This is a genomic window from Faecalibacillus sp. TM498 (assembly GCF_020589955.1).
Lineage (GTDB): Bacteria > Bacillota_I > Bacilli_A > Erysipelotrichales > Coprobacillaceae > Faecalibacillus > Faecalibacillus intestinalis.
This window is the reverse complement of record NZ_JAJDKB010000001.1, coordinates 25,430-43,232: the sequence shown is the minus strand read 5'-3', so window position 1 is coordinate 43,232 and position 17,803 is coordinate 25,430. Positions and strand designations below refer to the sequence as shown.

The window sequence follows — 17,803 nt, the reverse complement described above, 5'->3', positions numbered from 1 at the left end:
TCTTGCAATTAGGAAAGATTCTCTATATAATACTTTTGTAAATTAAGAGTCAAAGGGGGGAATCATCATGGCAAAAACTGTAGTAAGAGAAAACGAATCTTTAGATGACGCTTTACGTCGTTTTAAAAGACAAGTATCTAGAACAGGTACCCTTGCTGAAGCTCGTAAAAGAGAATTCTATGTTAAACCAGGATTAAAAAGAAAATTAAAATCTGAAGCAGCAAGAAAAAATAATAAAAAAAGATAATAAAAATACAGCCTTCTTGGCTGTTTTTTTATGCCGTTTTTTCATTGAAAAAATAAGTATCATTTAGTATACTTTATATGATAAAAATAAAGATGTTTTTAATCGAAAAAGGGAGAAACTATGAAAACTGTATTAAAAAATGGAAATGTTTTTTACCAAAATAAAATTCAAAAATTAGATGTAGAAATTGATGGTGAAACAATTAGTCAAATAGGTCATGATTTAGATGGTGAAAATATAATTGATTGTACAGATCTTTTAGTAACACCAGGTTTTGTTGATCTTCATGTTCATTTACGTGAACCAGGATTTGAACATAAAGGAACTATTAAAACAGAAACTTTATCTGCTAAATATGGAGGATATACGCATATTGTAGCGATGGCTAATACAAATCCATGTATGGATGATAAAGAAACTATTGAAGATTTTATTCAAAGAGTTCAAAAAGATAGCTCTATTCATACATATACTTATAGTGCTATTACGAAAGATTTAAAAGGACAAGAGCTTGTTGATTTTAAAGAAAATAATGCTTTTGATATTGTACAAGGATTTTCTGATGATGGAAAAGGTGTTCAAAGTAAAGAAATGATGGCAAAAGCCATGAAAGAATCAAAAGCAATCAATAGTATTATTGTTGCTCATTGTGAAGATGAAGGAGAACTTGAAAAAGGAGCATGTATTAACCTAGGACGTGTTTCTAAAGAAAATGGTCTTGTAGGAATCAATAATGCTTCAGAATATAATCATGCTTTACGTGATTTACAATTATCTAAAGAAATTGGTAATCGTTATCATATTTGTCATATTTCTACTAAAGAAACTGTGGCAGGATTAAGAGAGTATCGAAAACAAGGACTTCCTGTTTCAGGAGAAGCTTGTCCACATCATTTGATTTTAACAGATGAAAATATTAAAAACTTAAATCCAAATTATAAAATGAATCCACCACTTCGAAGTAAAGAAGATTTAGATGCTTTAATTGAAGGACTTAAAGATGGAACAGTGACATGTATCTCAACAGATCATGCACCTCATAGTGATGAAGAAAAATTAAAACCAATTGATCAAGCACCATTTGGTATTATTGGTAATCAACATGCTTTTAGTCTTGTTTATACATATTTAGTTAAGAAGAATTTGTTAGATTTAGAAACTGTTTTAAAATGTATGACAGTCAATCCAAGTCAAGTAATTGGATTGGATCATGATATGGCTGTTGGTAAAAAAGCTAATATTGCTATCATTGATTTAAATGAAGAATATACGATTACGAGAGATAATATTTATTCAAAAGCAAAAAACACACCATTTTTAGATACAAAATGTTTTGGTTTAGTGAAGTATCATATTTTAGATGGAAAAATAGAAAAATTATAGGAGGAATTTATGAACTATCAAGGGTTAATGGAAATTACAAAAATTGAAAACATTGCAGATGATGTTTATGAAATGACTTTAAAAGGAGAAGGGGCTAAATATATTAGTCAACCAGGTCAATTCATTAATATTAAGATTAATGAAAGTTTACAACCTTATCTTAGAAGACCAATGTCTATTTCTGATTATGATGAAAATACAATTGTGATTGTTTTTAAAGTTGTTGGTCAAGGAACAGAAATTTTAAAGAATAAACAAATTGGAGATCAATTGGATTGTTTAATTGGTTTAGGAAATGGTTTTACTGTTCAAGAAGGAAAAGCTTTACTTATTGGTGGAGGACTTGGAACACCACCTCTTTATAACTTAGGTAAAAAATTAAAAGAAAAAGGTGTAGAAGTCACAACTGTTTTAGGATTTTCTTCTAAAAAAGATGTTTTCTATATTGATAAATTCCAAGAATTTGGAGATGTATTAATTGCGACAATGGATGGTTCTTTAGGTGTTAAAGGAACAGTTATTGATGTTATTAAAAAAGCTAATTTAACATTTGATCATTATTATACATGTGGACCTGAACCAATGTTAGATGCGCTTGCTTTAAATTATCCAGAAAACGGACAACTTTCTTTTGAAGCAAGAATGGGATGTGGTTTTGGAGCTTGTATGGGATGTTCATGTAAAGTGAAAACAAAACCTTATAAACGTATTTGTGTAGAAGGACCAATTTTATTAAGTGAGGAGGTTATTGTAAATGGTTAATTTAAAAGTTAAACTTCCAGGTTTAGAAATGAAAAATCCAGTTATTCCAGCATCAGGAACTTTTGGATTTGGATATGAATTTACAAGATTTTATGATATTAATGTTTTAGGAAGTATCATGATCAAAGGAACAACGCTTGAACCGCGTTATGGAAATCCTTTACCACGTATTGCGGAAGGGCCAAGTGGAATGCTTAATGCAATTGGACTCCAAAATCCCGGTGTTGATGCGGTCATGTCTCATGAGCTAGAAGAACTTCGTAAATGTTATAATGATAAAGTCATCGCTAATATTGGTGGAAGCTGTATTGATGACTATGTTGAAACCGCAAAACGTATTTCAACACATGATATGGTAGGAGCGTTAGAACTTAATATTTCTTGTCCAAATGTTCATAGTGGAGGTATTCAATTTGGGACAAATCCACAAATGGCTGCGGATGTTACACGTAAAGTAAAAGCCGTTTCTCAAAAACCGGTTTATGTTAAACTTTCTCCTAATGTAACAGATATCGTTGAAATGGCAAAGGCTGTAGAAGAAGCTGGAGCTGATGGAATTACAATGATCAATACTTTAGTAGGTATGCGTTTTAATATCAAAACTGGAAAACCGATTATCGCTAATGGAACAGGTGGTTATTCAGGACCAGCTATTTTCCCAGTAGCTTTACGTATGGTTCATCAAGTAAGTAAAGCTGTTAAGATTCCAGTAATTGGTATGGGTGGTATTTCAAGTGCCCATGATGTTATTGAAATGATGGTTGCAGGCGCAAGCGCTGTGGCGATTGGTTGTCAAAACCTTGTTGATCCATATGCTTGTTATAAAATTATTCAAGATTTACCAAAAGAACTTGAAAAACTTGGTGTTGAAGATATTAATGATATCGTTGGCTTATCACATCAATATTAAAAAGAGAAATGAAAGATTTCTCTTTTTCTATCATTATCCATGTAATATAATAAGATAAATAGGGGTGAAATAAATGGATTTAGATACATTGTTAAATAAAAATCAAAAAGAAGCAGCAACGTATTTAGATAGTCACTTAAGAATTATTGCGGGGGCAGGTTCTGGAAAAACAAGAGTCGTGACTTATCGTATTGCACATTTAATACAGGATGTAGGAATTGATCCTCGTTCTATTTTGGCAATTACTTTTACCAATAAAGCTGCTAACGAGATGAAAGAAAGAGTGAATGAAGTTGTAGGTATTCATGGAAGTGGAACACTTATTTGTACGATTCATTCTTTATGTGTGAGATTTTTAAGACAACATATTAATGTTTTAAATTATCCAAGTAATTTTACAATTATGGATGAAGAAGATCAAAAAGCACTTATTAAAAAGCTTTATACACAATTAGAAATAGATGCAAAAGTTATTTCTATTAAAAGCATGATCAATACAATTTCTTCATATAAAACAGCGAGAGTTTCTCCACAAAGAGCTATTGAATTAGCTGGACAATTTTCAGGAGAACTCAAAAAAGCAAAAGTCTATGAAGCCTATGAAAACTATAAAGAAGATCATTTCTTATTAGATTTTGATGATTTATTATTAAAGGCAGTTTATATTTTGGATAATTATCCAGATATATTAGAAAAATGGCAAAGAAAATTCCAATATATTCATGTAGATGAATTCCAAGATGTAGGTGAAATTGAATATCATTTAGTTCAATTATTATCAAAATATGCCATTGTTTGTGTCGTTGGAGATCCTGATCAAACAATTTATAGCTTTAGAGGAGCAGATGTTCATTTTATTTTAGATTTTGATAAAGATTTCAAACCTAATAAAACAATTATTCTTGATCAAAACTATCGTTCAACTGGAAATATATTAAAAGTATCAAATAATTTAATTCGTAAAAATAGTCAACGTTTAGAAAAGAATCTTTTTACAAAGCAAACAGGTGGAGAAGATGTGATTCATCATGTTTCTAAAAGTGAAGAAGAGGAAGCTAATTGGATTGCTAATAAAATCGAAGATATTGTAAATAATCAAGATGGGGTTAATTATCGTGATATTGCAATTTTATATCGTGCAAACTATTTATCACGTACGATTGAACAAGTATTGATTCGTAAAGGAATTGATTATCGTATTTTTGGGGGATTAAAATTCTTTAATCGTAAAGAAGTTAAAGATGCCTTAAGCTATTTAAGACTTGTTTGTAATCAAGAAGATTTAGCGTTTGAAAGAATTATTAATACACCAGCTAGAGGTATTGGTAAAAAAACATTAGAAAATATTCAATTAGTAGCACTTAATCATCAAATTTCACTTTATGATGCTTTAACGCTTCATAGTGATGAAATTAGACTTTCTAATAAATCAAAAAAAGAAGTGCGAATTTTAGTTGAAGCAATTGAAAAAGCAAGACGTTCAACTTTACCATTACATGAAATGTTTGAAAATTTAATGATTGATGTTGGTTATATTGAAATGCTCAAAAATGATTTAGAAGATAATCGTATTGATAATATTCATGAATTACAACGTTCAATTTATGATTTTCAAGTTTCTCATGAAGATGCACCAACATTAGAAAATTATTTACAAGATATTTCTTTATATACGGATAATGATGCAATTGATCAAGGTCAATATGTTTCTTTAATGTCTATTCATATGGCTAAAGGTCTAGAATTTGATTATGTCTTTGTTTTAGGCTTATCTGAAGGAATTTTCCCAAGCTTTAGAAGTTTAGCTGAAGATGGAGATGATGGTCTTGAAGAAGAAAGAAGACTCGCATATGTAGCCTTTACAAGAGCGAGAAAACAGCTTTTCTTAACAGATAGTGAAGGATTTAGTTTTGTAACAGATTCACCTAAAATTTCTAGTCGTTTCATTGATGAAGTAGGAAATGAAGGAATTATTCATAGCGGAAGTAAGCCTCGTTTTAAAACAACAGATTATGTACCTAAACAAACAGTGTCTAAAGCAGAATTGATTGGGGATAATAAGGTTGATGATTGGAAAGTTGGAGATCTTGTAAATCATGATATTTTTGGTAAGGGTGTTGTTGTTAAGGTCAATAAGAATATTTTAGATATTGCTTTTGAACTTCCAGCAGGACTTAAGTCTTTAATGGCCAATCATAAAGCATTAAAAAAACTTACAAATTAGAGAATTCTTTGAATTCTCTTTTTAGTATTATTTTGTTATAATAAAAAAGATTTTAAAAAGGAGTAAGAATATGGATGATTTAAAAAGATATGAAGAATTAGTAAAAACAATTGAATATCATAATGATCGTTATTATAACCAAGACGATCCAGAAATAAGTGATTATGAATATGATATGATGATGAAAGAACTTAAAAAAATAGAAAAGGATCATCCTGAATTTGTCACACCAAATTCACCAACACAACATGTTGGAGGAAGTGCTAAAAGAGAAGCAGGAGTTTTAGTAAGACACCGTGTTCCTATGCTTTCTTTACAAGATGTTTTTTCTAAAGAAGAAGTCCAAGACTTCGTAAAATCAATGCAAGAAACATTAGTTGATCCTGTGTTTGTTGTTGAATATAAAATTGATGGTCTTTCAATGGCTTTAAGATATGAAAATGGTCTTTTAACAACGGCTATTACTCGTGGAGATGGAATCATTCAAGGAGAAGATGTAACCGTTAATGCTAAAGTAATCAAAGATGTTAAAAATAAATTAAAGGAACCTATTGAATATCTTGAAGTACGTGGTGAAGTTTATATGACAAATGAGGCCTTTGATAAAGTAAATGAAATTCAAGAGCTTAATAATAAAAAAACTTTCGCAAATCCTAGAAACTGTGCGGCAGGAACATTACGTCAATTAGATAGTCGTATTACAAAACAAAGAAATCTTTCTATGTTTATTTTTAATATTCAAGATATTCGAGGAAAAGAAATTACGAGTCATAGTCAAGGTTATGAATATTTGAAAAAACAAGGAATGAAAGTCATTGATAATTATCAAGTATGTCACAATTTTGAAGAAGTATGGAAAGCAATTGAAATGATTGGTGAAAGCAGAGATCAATTAGGCTATGATATTGATGGAGCAGTTGTTAAAATTGATAGCTATGCACAAAGACAACAATTAGGGCAAACAGCCAAAGTGCCTCGTTGGGCCGTGGCTTATAAATATCCGCCAGAAGAAAAAGAAACAAAGCTTTTAGATATAGAACTTTCAGTTGGAAGAACAGGTAGAATTACACCAACAGCTATCTTTGAACCAGTCCGTTTATGTGGAACAACGGTTTCAAGAGCAACGCTTCATAATCAAGATTTTATTGATAGTTTAGATGTACGTCTTGGAGATACGATCATTGTTTATAAATCAGGAGAAATCATTCCTAAAGTTAAAGGTGTCAATAAAGATAAAAGACCTGCAGGAAGTGTTCCTTATCAAATAGGAAATACGTGTCCTGTATGTGGGGCACCAACGTATCAAGAAGAGGGGACAGTTGATATTAAATGTTCTAATCCTACATGTCCAAGTAAATTAGTTAGAAATGTTGTTAATTTTGTAGGAAGAGATGCCATGGATATTAAAGGTTTTGGTTTATCGTATGTTGAAACTTTAATAGATCAAGGGTATATTCATGATGTCAGTGATATTTATATTTTAAAAGATAAAAGACAAGAACTTTTAGATAAAAAGGTAATTGGTCTTGTTAAAAGTACAGATAATTTATTAAATGCCATTGAAAAAAGTAAAGAAAATGATGCAACGAAGGTTTTAACTGCTTTAGGTATTTCAAATATTGGTAAATCGGCTGCAAAATCTTTAATGAAGAAATTTAAAACGATGGATCAATTGATGAATGCTTCTTATGAACAACTTGTTGAAGTCAATGATATTGGTGATACCAGTGCACAAATTTTAATTGATTATTTTAAAGATGAAAAGAATAAAGAAATCATTCATAAATTAGAGCACTATGGATTAAAGATGGAAATTGAAGATACTCAAAGTTCATCTATATTAGAAAATATGACTTTTGTTGTTACAGGAACACTTCCTACATTATCTAGAAAAGAAGCAGCTACTTTAATAGAAAATAATGGTGGTAAAGTTTCTGGATCCGTTTCTAAAAAGACAACCTATTTATTAGCAGGGGAAAATGCAGGTAGTAAGCTTACAAAAGCACAATCTTTAAATATTCCAGTTTTAACGGAAGAAATGTTTATGGAAATGATAAAATCATAATTTTATGCTATAATGTGCCAAAAAAGGAGGGTGCTCATGAAAAAACTATTTACAGTTATATTATGTTTACTTCTTTGTACAGGATGTACGTCAAAAACAAGTAAAAAAGAAACAAAAAGTAGCCAAGATACATCATCTACTGATTCTTTAGATGATTCATTTTATCCTATTGTTAATTTAGGAACGAATCTTGTAAGAGAAACTTTTTATCAAGATTTTTCTTCTTCTGAAGATTTTCAAACAATAGGAAGAGAATTACAAGCTTTATCGACAGATTATTTCTCTACTTCAGATTATTATATGTCTGAGGGTCTACAACTTGTTCAAAATGATAAAAATCAACTTTTAAAGAAAGAAAAATATTCTTTACAACCATTAAATGGAGAATTAGTTGATGGTCAAGAAATTAATAAGATGGTAGAAAATATTAGTGAACAAGATTATTATGAAAAAAGTGGAGATAAGTATACTTTAAAAGGGATGTCTATAGCGATTATTCTAGATCCAAAAGGTGGAACGAATGCAACTTTATCTGAAGGAAGTATAGACAGTTACGCAAAAGAAACGATTTCTAGATTATATAAGTACTTACAAACAAAAAAATCTGTGAAAGATATTCCTACATTGATTGCTGTTTATCGTCAAAATGACAGTGAAGAAAATAGTTATAATGGACGCTTTATTTATAGTAGTTATTGTCAAAATGGAAAAGTTGGAAATATTAAAGCTTTAGATTATGCTACTTATATTTTTACAAGTGATGAAGCAAATAAAGCAGATGAAGCTCTATATTCACAATTTTCGGTTTTTAAAAACAATGTAAAAAATGCTTCAACTGAAGCTGTTGGTGTTGTAGGTTATGGGAAATATAAAGATGGTTCAATTCAAAGTTTAAAAATTCAAATTACTGCGAGTGTAAAAAGTTATACAGAACTTATTTATGTAGTAGAAACAGTTGCAGACCAAATGGATAATCATTTTTCTGGATTTGATAGTTATGCAGTGATTAATGATCAAGATGGATTGAAAGCTGTTGTGATTAAAAATGCTGGAAAGGATGCACAAAGTACATTGTTGTATTAATGATAGACATTTGATACAATGATAGAAGAGAAGGTGAAAGAATGGCAAGAGAAAGATTTTCTTTTGATGATACAATCGAATTTGATAAAGACGAATTAAAACCAAATAATGATATTCATGCAAATCATACAGGGAAATTTACATTTGATGATGAAGTAAAGGAGAAAAAGGTGGCTAAACCAAAAAAGAAAAAGAGAAAGCTTAAAATATGGCATGTTGTTTTAACTTTATTTGTTGTTGCAGTAGTTGCTTTTTTCCTTTATATTTTTGTTTTTTCAGGAAATAATAATGGACCTGTTTATGGAGAAAGATGTGTGAAATTATTATCTGTTGATAAAAATGCAATTACTCAAGTTGAATCACAAATAGAACAAGATGAAAATATTCAAGATGTTGCAATTAAAGTTGGTTGTCGTACAATTAAGCTTACTTATCAATTATCAGATAATATTCAAGTTGATACTGCTAAATCTTTAGTTGAAAATTCTTTACATACTTTTGATGATGCAATGGGACAAAGTAAAGAAGATGGTGCTGCATGGTCACAACTTTTAAATAAAGCAAATGGACGTTTACAATATGATTTAGAAATTATTGTAAAATCTAATGGTGAAAGTGATTTCCCATTATTTGGAACAAAACATGCAGGTGTTGATGCAATTACCTATACAGGTCAAAATGTTAAAGACCAAGCATCAGCAGATAAAGCAATTCAAAGACAAGCAGAAGTCGATGCAGCAAATAAAGCTGCCGCAAATAATAATCAATAAACGAGCTCAGCTCGTTTTTTTGGAGGAAAAAATGAAGAAAAATGATTATTTTATAGGAGAATGTGTTGATCAATCTCATGATGGAAAAGGAATCGTTAAATATGAAGGATTTACTTATTTTGTAAATGGCATGATTACAGGGGAAGTTGGACAAATTAAATGTATTAAAATGTTAAAAAATTATGGGGTAGGACGTTTAATTGAATTACAAAAACCTTCACCTGAAAGAGTGAATCCTAAATGTCATATTTATCAAGGATGCGGTGGATGTCATTTAATGCATTTATCAAGTAAGGGACAACAAGAATTTAAAACAAAAAGAGTAAAGGATTGTATGGAAAGAATTGGACATTTAGAAGTTGATGTACAACCTTGTTTGATGCAAGAAGATCCTTGGTATTATCGAAATAAAGTTCAAATGCCTTTAGGTTATGATAAAAATGGTCAATTAGTAACAGGTTTTTATAAACAAAGAACAAACGATATTATTGCTTGTGATGAATGTCTTATTCAAAATAAAGAATCAAATGCAGTGATTCAAAGAGTGAAAGAACTCTTTGTAAAATATGATATTAAACCTTATGATAAAACAACACATAAAGGTAATATTAAACATGTTCTTACTAAAAAAGGCTATCACAGTGAAGAATTTATGCTATGTTTTATTACTTATCAAAAGACAATTAAACATATTGATCAAATTGTTGAAACACTTGTTAAAGAATTTCCACATATTAAAACCATTATTCAAAATATCAATGAAAGACATGATAATGTTATTTTAGGTGATGAAGAAAAGATACTTTATGGAAAAGGTTATATTTATGATACATTATTAGACAATCAATATAAAATTTCCTTAAAATCATTCTATCAAATCAATCCTATTCAAGTAGAAAAACTTTATCAAACAGCGATTGATTTAGCACATCTTACAAAAGAATCAACTGTTTTGGATGCATATTGTGGAATTGGAACCATTACCCTTTCACTTGCAAAACATGTAAAGAAAGTCTATGGAGTCGAAGTTGTTCCACAAGCCATTGAAGATGCTAAAAATAATGCTCTACTTAATAAAATAGATAATGCAGAATTTGTCTGTGATGATGCTGGAAAATATATGGTTGAGCTTGTTAAGAAAAATACCCATTTAGATGTTGTTTTTGTTGATCCACCACGAAAAGGATGTTCAGAAGAATTCTTAGAACATTTATTACAGGCAAATCCAAAAGAAATTATTTATATTTCATGTGATGTAGCCACTCAAGCAAGAGATGCTAAGTATTTAAATGAACACGGGTATACAATTACACATTGTCAACCAGTAGATATGTTCCCGCATACTTTCCATGTGGAGACAGTATGTCTTTTGTCCAAACTGAAATAAAAGTCGGATGATTACATTAATGTCACGATTGAACTTGATGATATGGATATAACATCTGCAGAGACTAAGGCGACATATGATGAGATAAAGAAGTATGTGGCTGAACATAATGCCAGCATGAAGGTTTCCAATCTGTATATCTCACAGGTAAAGAGAAAATGCGGAATTGAGGTTGGAAAGAATTATAATTTACCTAAAAATGAAGATAGCAGGCAACCGCAGTGTCCAGAAGATAAAGAGAGTGCAATTGTGGAGGCATTGAAGTATTTTAAGATGAATAGTTAATAAAGGGAGGTGCAGATGCTATGCCAGGTATACTCGTGGTTGAAGATGATGAAAATTTAAATCGTGGAATTACATTCTCACTGAAAAAATCCGGATATGAGGTTTTTTCAGCAGAATCAGTGAAAAAAGCGAAAAGAATTGCAAGTGATCATAATGTGGATGTTACCATTTGTGATGTGAATCTTCCAGATGGGAATGGACTGGAATTTGTAAGGTGGATGAGATGCAATTATAATACATACATTATTTGTCTTACAGCACTAGATCAGGAGATGGATCAGGTCATGGGATATGAAGCAGGGGCAGATGATTATATTACAAAGCCGTTTAGTCTTTCGGTACTTCTTTTGAAAATAGAAGCATATTTCCGCCGCAAACAGGAGAAAACGGAAGCCGAAAAGATGATTTCGGGAGATATCGTATTTATCGCAGGAGAAATGAAAGTCCTGATAAAGAGTCGTGAAATCAGTCTGACAAAAACGGAGTTGAAAATGCTGACTTTTTTTCTTCAGAATCCGAAACAGATTCTTTCAAAAACACAAATATTGGAAAATGTGTTTGATCTGGAAGGGGATTTTGTGGATGAAAATACAATCGCTGTCAATATCAGAAGACTCCGTAAGAAAATTGAAGACAATCCGGCTGCACCAGTCTATATAAAGAATATCAGGGGTCTTGGGTATATATGGAATCAGGAGGTAAGGCAGTGATAAAGAGATATCGCAAGAAGATCACAGTAGTGCTCTCTGTGGTATTGCCTGTCATAATATTGTTTGCAATATTAAATTGCTTTACCACGTATGTGTTTTATGAAGATTATAAATATAAAATGAATCTTATGACAGATATTGCTGCAAAGGAAGAATTTTCCGGGCTGGATGCTGTTTCGGAATTGCTTAAGGATAAGGATATTGAAACTAACGAACAGGGAAGGCAATTATTGGAGCAATATGGATACTGGGGGAATAAAGGGAATGTATTTTATTCGCAATTCCGGCATCAGGTTATGGTGACCGGTGCTGTAAGCACTGTGATATGCGTGCTTCTTTTTACTTTTTTACTTTATTGGAAGAAAAAAGAAGATGCGTGTCATCAGAAAATTTTAGACCAGTTGGAAGAAATTCTGATCAGATTCCGTGAAAATAAATTTGATGATTTACTGAAAACGGAAAATCACACAGAACTGGAAAATTTGAATGATCAACTTGAAGCAATCGGACATCATATTCAGTTGCTAAAGGAAGAAGCACGGGAAGAAAAAGAGAGCACGAAAGAAATGGTTTCTGATATTTCTCACCAGTTAAAGACACCGGTTGCAGCTTTAGATATATGCTTTAGTGTGCTGATGCAGAATGACTTAAGTGCCACAGAACAGGAGGAGTTTCGTGTCCGTTGTCGGAGTGCTCTGGATGGCCTGGAGACATTATTGCAGTCGCTTCTTGAAATATCCAAGATGGAAACTGGACTGATTCAGATGAATAAGAAAAAACTTCCGCTTATGGATACTGTCATATCTGCTGTGAACCGTACTTATCCCAAAGCAGATGAGAAAGAGATAGAATTCGTTTTTGACTATGAAAAAGAGCTGGAAACATGCACGATTATGCAGGATAAAAGGTGGCTTGGTGAAGCTGTGATCAACGTTCTGGATAATGCAGTCAAGTACAGTCCGTGTGGTTCAAAAATATTTATTCGGTTGCAAAAAAGAAACAATCTTGTAAGAATGGAAATTGAGGATCAGGGAATTGGTATTCCGCAGAATGAGTATCACAAAATTTTTCAACGATTTTACAGAGGAAGTTCCAGGGAGGTCATGGAAAAGAGTGGTACAGGAATCGGACTTTTTCTATCGAGAGAAATTATCGAAAAACACGCAGGTACGATCACGGTAACCTCCGGCAAAAAGAAAAAAGGAAGCACGTTTGTGATTCAATTACCATATGTTGGTTAAATTTTAAGTGAGCAGAAATCTTACAATTCTGTAAGACTTCTGCTCGTTTTTTGAAAGTGAAATGAAAGATTGTCCTGATACAATTTGGATGTAGGATGAAAAGGAGGCAAAACACATGAGTGTGATATTAGAAACCAAGCAGCTTTGTAAGTTTTATGGCGCAGGTGAGAATCAGGTCAAAGCGGTCAATCAGGTGGACATTCAGATTAAGCGGGGAGAATTTGTTGCAATTGTTGGAAAGTCAGGTTCTGGTAAAAGCACATTACTTCATATGCTTGGAGGGCTAGACACCCCGACAAAAGGCAGTGTTACTTTAGCAGGGAAAGATTTATACAGGATGAAGGAAGATGCCCTTGCTGTTTTCCGCAGAAGAAAAATCGGATTTGTTTTTCAGGCATTTAATCTGGTTTCATCTGTTAATGTCTGGGAAAATATTGTACTGCCACTGGGGCTGGATGGAAGAAAAGTGGATGAAGCGTATGTAAATGATATTATTGCAACTTTGGGGATTGAAAACCGGATTTATAATCTGCCAAATCAGTTATCCGGAGGACAGCAGCAGAGAGTAGCAATTGCAAGAGCACTGGTGAATCGTCCGGAAATTATATTTGCAGATGAGCCGACCGGAAATCTTGATTCTAAGACCAGTGATGAGGTAATCGCTCTGCTTAAGATGACAGCAAAAAAATATGGACAGACAATTGTAATGATTACCCATGATGACGAAATTGCACAGGTCGCTGACCGTATTCTGGTGATTGAGGACGGACAGGTGGTGGATTTCAGATGAAGACAATAAGCAGGATTGCATATAGAAATGACAAAAAGAACAGGACAAGAAGTATACTGATCATGATGGCAATCTGTCTGACTACGATGCTGCTTGTGATTATCAGTACTGTGGGAAATGGAATGATCCGTTTGCAGAAAAGTCAGGCGGCAGGATCATATGGAAGCAATTATGGTCTGTTTGTTTCCGCAGACGGATCGCAGTTAAAAGAAGTAAACCGCCGTGCGGAAATAGATGCTACAGGCACTATGTGCACCGAAGGTATCATAAAAGGCAATGAAAAAGGCGGGTTTGTCTGCATGGATGAGACTGCAAGAAAAATGCTTCCTTATAATAAAGAATATGAGTTGAAGGAAGGAAAGTATCCGGAAAAAATGCAGGAAATTGCCGCAGGAAGAGCATTTTTTCGTGCAATGGGGTATGGTGATGTAAAAATCGGAGATACGGTTACACTGGATTACCGCGCAGGGATGCAGTCAGAATATAAGCCGGAAGAATTTGTTGTCAGCGGAATCCTATATGATCGGGATGAGTATACCATCGAGGCATCTTATGTTGCTTTCGGGTCACAGGAGTTTTATGATGAGCACGTCGCAGAGAATGACAGACAGTATAATATTTATTTTACTTTAAATGATTCTGCAAATGTATCTATGAATAATATTGATTCGGTTATAAAGCAGATTGCAGCAGCTTGTGGGATCGAAGAAAAAAACGTTATAGTCAATGATCTCTATTTGCAATGGGTCTTGCAGCCGAGTTATGAAATGATTGCGGTATGTGGAATTCTGATTCTTGCAATTGTACTTTTCTCTGTTGTGGTCATTTATAATATTTTTCAGGTCGGTATTGCCAACAAGATACAGGAGTATGGAAAAATTAAGGCTCTGGGAGCGACAAAAAAGCAGATGAAACAACTGATCTTCAGAGAGGGCATTTTTTTGACATTTTTTTCAATACCAGTTGGATTGCTTTTTGGCTTTCTGATTGCAAAATGCGGTTTTAACTGGCTGGTAGAACAGGGAAACTTTGTATCAACCGGAACTGGCTCTATAGGAGTCCAAAATCAGCAGGTGCCACTATATTCTCTGCCTATTATGTTTCTATGTATTTTCGTATCATTTCTTACCGTTGCTTTGGCACTGCGTAAACCAATGAAAATTGTTTCACGGATTTCACCTATCGAAGCAACACGGTATTTAGAAAATACAAAAACACAAAAAAAGGGAAAGCGAATTGGCAGAAAAAATGTCACTGTGTTTTCTATGGCAATGGCAAATGTGACGGGTAATCCAAAAAGAACCATTGGTACCATCCTCACAATGGGGCTTTCTTGCACATTGTTTGTGATTATCTCTAATTATGTGGGAAATATTGACACGGAGCATGAAGCACGTCTTTCCGTTAATCATGGACAATTCGAACTGCAGCTTGACTATTCTGCTGAGTATGATGAAAGATATCCGGAGAATAATCTGGATACGATTCTGACGGACAATCCATTGAATGATTCGCTGATTGAAGAAATCAAAAGCATTCCGGGAGTGACAGATGTCATGACGAGAGAGATTGTCTCTGTAAATCTGAACGGAACGAGATTTCCGGCTACTATTGTGAGTAAAAAGGATTTTGATTTTATGCGCCAAGACGGGGATATTGGCTCTATGGACTATGAACAGGCGGTAAAGAATGGTGATATTTTCTTTGGCTGGTCGACGTGGATGGAACAAGATGGATATGCTCCGGGAGAATCCATTGCATTTGACTTTGAGAATGGAAGTGGAACCTATACCTATCAGGGAAAGATTGCAGGATCCTTTGTAAGTGCGGACACTTATCTTGTCATTCCAGAAGGTGTATACCGTTCCATGAATCTGAGAGGAACAGCCTATGGCTATCTGTGGGTGGACTGTGATAAAAAAGATGTAGCATCTGTGGAACAGAGTCTGAATACTTTGATTTCTAATGCTTCGCATATAAAAATGGATACCTATCATGCACAGTTACAATCTGCAGAATTAGCAGCTCGCATGATGAAGCTTGGCTGTTATCTGTTTATGGCGGTTGTAGGACTCATCGGTTTTATGAATATGGCAAACACCATGATCATGAATATTACGACAAAAAAGCAGGAATATGGTGTATTACAGGCTGTGGGTATGACAAATAAACAATTAAATTTATGCCTGCAGTTACAGGGACTGATTTTTACGGTTGGCACCATATGCGTAGCTTTGATCATTGGTCTGCCGCTCGGCTATGCACTTTTTTCCTATGCAAAACATAATGGAATATTTGGAATGAATATCTATCATGTTCCAATTACACCAATTCTTGCTATGATTTTGCTGGTCGGTCTGTTGCAGATTGTGCTTTCCCTCGTTTTAAGCAGTAATCTGAAAAAGGAAACGCTGGTTGAAAGAATAAGGTATGATGGATAGCAAGTAATATGTAATGAACTAGGTCTTAACGAAGAGGAGAAATAGATAACTTCCATTTTGTATGTATGATAAATCTAAACAGTATTTTAGCAACATTTCCTGAGTGGGGGCAGAAAGTGCCCCCACTTTCACTATTAGGGGCGAAAAGCGCCACCATATATCATAAATGATGGGTTCAAGGGAAAATTCCCTTGCTAGAACACCATTTGGATGGAGACATCTCTAATGTGGTACTATGTCAAGATTCCGGACAACTTAAATGTAATAATTATTTGTAGTAGGCCTTTAATTACTTAAAAATAAGTATTTTTGTTCAAATTGTGCAGGTGATAAATACCCACAATGTGAATGAATTCTTACAGTGTTATAAAATCCTTCTATGTATTCAAATATTAATCTATAAGCATGATTGTAATTTTGGATTTTATGAAAATTTAGCCACTCTCTTTTTATTAATGAATGAAATGATTCTATACATGCATTGTCCCATGGTGTTCCTTTTCTTGAATAACTTCTTATAAATTCACTTGTTAATTCTCTATATTTTGTCGAAGTATATTGAACTCCTCGATTACTTTGTATTACTAATGGTTTTACAATATTTCTTTTTCCCTTTGCTTTTTCAATACATTTTAATACTTCATCTGCATCCATTGTTTTTATAAGCACCCAAGAAATTATTGATTTTGAATATAGGTCCATAATACTTGTTAAATATACAAATCCATCATCATATGTCCATATATAAGTTATATCCGTACACCAAGCTATATTTGGCTTCGTAGGATTATAATGTCTGTTTAATAGATTTTTTAATTTGTCAGAGAAATCATGACTAACTGTTGTTTGAATATATGGCTTAATATATTTTGCTTTGATATTGTTTTCCTTCATGATCGAATAAACATATTTTTGACTTACCTTTTTACCTTTTTGTTCAGTAGTTCTGTTATTTTTGGTGATCCATATATTTCATAAGATTCCTTATGGATTTTCTTGATTTCTTTTGTAATTCTTTTTTTTTTAATCTGGCAATTTCTATTCTCATTTTTTAGATACGCTTGTTTCATAACAAAAGCTCTACTTTGATAGGCTTGTTATGTATCAAAAAAGAACCTTTCAGTTTCAAAATATGACCGTTTGGTAATGGAATATAGAAATTTGATAAACTTAGTTTTAAAATATAATATATTAATATGGTTTTAAATTTAATCGTTAATTAGATAAGAAAAGGAAAAAATGAGAATAGAAATTGATAATTTTGCTAAGATTAAATACTTATATTTAGAAATGGAAAACTGATTTTTATCTATGAAATTAGTGGTTCTGGTAAAAGCTCAATGTATAGAACTTTAGTAGCAAATGATGTTTAATTCTTCCATTTAACTTGTATAGTTTTTATACTAACATAATTATATTGTCCGTTATTATTTCAATGAAGATGCAAAAGAAACAATGCAAGAGAAGGTTAATCGATGCTAGTCACAGAAGCAAGCCAAATGGCA

General features: G+C 32.7%; 17 protein-coding genes. 15 read left to right on the top strand and 2 right to left on the bottom strand.

Annotation, left to right across the window (positions count from 1 at the left end; all coding sequences use genetic code 11):
* Window positions 1–67 precede the first annotated feature (67 nt).
* From rpsU to LJD32_RS00145, 14 genes are all read left to right on the top strand, one after another.
* Window positions 68–247, top strand: a complete 180-nt coding sequence (rpsU, locus tag LJD32_RS00210) for a 30S ribosomal protein S21 (RefSeq protein WP_022002829.1) — start codon at window positions 68–70, stop codon at window positions 245–247.
* A 120-nt stretch (window positions 248–367) separates the two neighbouring features.
* On the top strand, window positions 368–1,630 hold the full coding sequence (locus LJD32_RS00205) for a dihydroorotase (protein ID WP_227391509.1): 1,263 nt from the start codon (window positions 368–370) through the stop codon (window positions 1,628–1,630).
* 9 nt (window positions 1,631–1,639) lie between these two features.
* Entirely contained in the window at window positions 1,640–2,392 is a 753-nt protein-coding gene (locus LJD32_RS00200; RefSeq protein ID WP_032090438.1) for a dihydroorotate dehydrogenase electron transfer subunit, read from the top strand.
* The gene (locus LJD32_RS00195; protein ID WP_032090437.1) at window positions 2,385–3,302 is read left to right on the top strand and encodes a dihydroorotate dehydrogenase; all 918 of its coding nucleotides are present in this window, start codon (window positions 2,385–2,387) and stop codon (window positions 3,300–3,302) included. Before LJD32_RS00200 ends, LJD32_RS00195 begins: the two co-directional genes overlap by 8 nt.
* A 73-nt stretch (window positions 3,303–3,375) precedes the next feature.
* Window positions 3,376–5,526, top strand: coding sequence for an ATP-dependent helicase (locus LJD32_RS00190; RefSeq protein WP_032090436.1), 2,151 nt, complete (start codon window positions 3,376–3,378; stop codon window positions 5,524–5,526).
* Between the two features lie 70 nt (window positions 5,527–5,596).
* A complete protein-coding gene (gene ligA, locus LJD32_RS00185) occupies window positions 5,597–7,591 on the top strand; it encodes an NAD-dependent DNA ligase LigA (protein WP_227391510.1) in 1,995 nt (664 codons plus the stop codon).
* A gap of 36 nt (window positions 7,592–7,627) precedes the next feature.
* Complete coding sequence (locus LJD32_RS00180; RefSeq protein WP_227391511.1) at window positions 7,628–8,674, top strand: CamS family sex pheromone protein; 1,047 nt, start codon at window positions 7,628–7,630, stop codon at window positions 8,672–8,674.
* Between the two features lie 41 nt (window positions 8,675–8,715).
* Window positions 8,716–9,444 (top strand): hypothetical protein, encoded by a 729-nt coding sequence (locus LJD32_RS00175; RefSeq protein ID WP_119363627.1) that lies wholly within the window; start codon window positions 8,716–8,718, stop codon window positions 9,442–9,444.
* A 31-nt stretch (window positions 9,445–9,475) separates the two neighbouring features.
* Window positions 9,476–10,831 carry a 23S rRNA (uracil(1939)-C(5))-methyltransferase RlmD gene (gene rlmD / locus LJD32_RS00170; protein WP_227403792.1) on the top strand — a complete coding sequence of 452 codons (1,356 nt, stop codon included), beginning with the start codon at window positions 9,476–9,478 and terminating at the stop codon, window positions 10,829–10,831.
* Window positions 10,832–10,873: 42 nt separating this feature from the next.
* The gene (locus tag LJD32_RS00165) at window positions 10,874–11,116 is read left to right on the top strand and encodes a 23S rRNA methyltransferase (RefSeq protein WP_227391532.1); all 243 of its coding nucleotides are present in this window, start codon (window positions 10,874–10,876) and stop codon (window positions 11,114–11,116) included.
* A gap of 20 nt (window positions 11,117–11,136) precedes the next feature.
* Window positions 11,137–11,826: a response regulator transcription factor gene (locus LJD32_RS00160; RefSeq protein WP_227391533.1), complete on the top strand. Its 690-nt coding sequence runs from the start codon at window positions 11,137–11,139 to the stop codon at window positions 11,824–11,826.
* Window positions 11,823–13,067, top strand: coding sequence for a sensor histidine kinase (locus LJD32_RS15435; RefSeq protein WP_227391534.1), 1,245 nt, complete (start codon window positions 11,823–11,825; stop codon window positions 13,065–13,067). Before LJD32_RS00160 ends, LJD32_RS15435 begins: the two co-directional genes overlap by 4 nt.
* Window positions 13,068–13,182: 115 nt before the next feature.
* Complete coding sequence (locus LJD32_RS00150; RefSeq protein ID WP_227359723.1) at window positions 13,183–13,857, top strand: ABC transporter ATP-binding protein; 675 nt, start codon at window positions 13,183–13,185, stop codon at window positions 13,855–13,857.
* The gene (locus tag LJD32_RS00145; RefSeq protein WP_227391535.1) at window positions 13,854–16,298 is read left to right on the top strand and encodes an ABC transporter permease; all 2,445 of its coding nucleotides are present in this window, start codon (window positions 13,854–13,856) and stop codon (window positions 16,296–16,298) included. Before LJD32_RS00150 ends, LJD32_RS00145 begins: the two co-directional genes overlap by 4 nt.
* A gap of 285 nt (window positions 16,299–16,583) precedes the next feature.
* Here the strand turns inward: LJD32_RS00145 and LJD32_RS00140 are convergent, their stop codons facing one another.
* Together LJD32_RS00140 and LJD32_RS15575 are read right to left on the bottom strand one after the other, a co-directional pair.
* Window positions 16,584–17,261, bottom strand: coding sequence for an IS3 family transposase (locus tag LJD32_RS00140; protein WP_227391550.1), 678 nt, complete (start codon window positions 17,259–17,261; stop codon window positions 16,584–16,586).
* Window positions 17,216–17,368 carry an IS3 family transposase gene (locus tag LJD32_RS15575; protein WP_412531054.1) on the bottom strand — a complete coding sequence of 51 codons (153 nt, stop codon included), beginning with the start codon at window positions 17,366–17,368 and terminating at the stop codon, window positions 17,216–17,218. The genes LJD32_RS00140 and LJD32_RS15575 overlap by 46 nt, the downstream gene beginning before the upstream one ends.
* 346 nt (window positions 17,369–17,714) lie before the next feature.
* Between LJD32_RS15575 and LJD32_RS15570 the strand changes: the two genes are divergently transcribed.
* On the top strand, window positions 17,715–17,780 hold the full coding sequence (locus LJD32_RS15570) for a transposon-encoded TnpW family protein (RefSeq protein WP_227391551.1): 66 nt from the start codon (window positions 17,715–17,717) through the stop codon (window positions 17,778–17,780).
* Window positions 17,781–17,803: the final 23 nt, after the last annotated feature.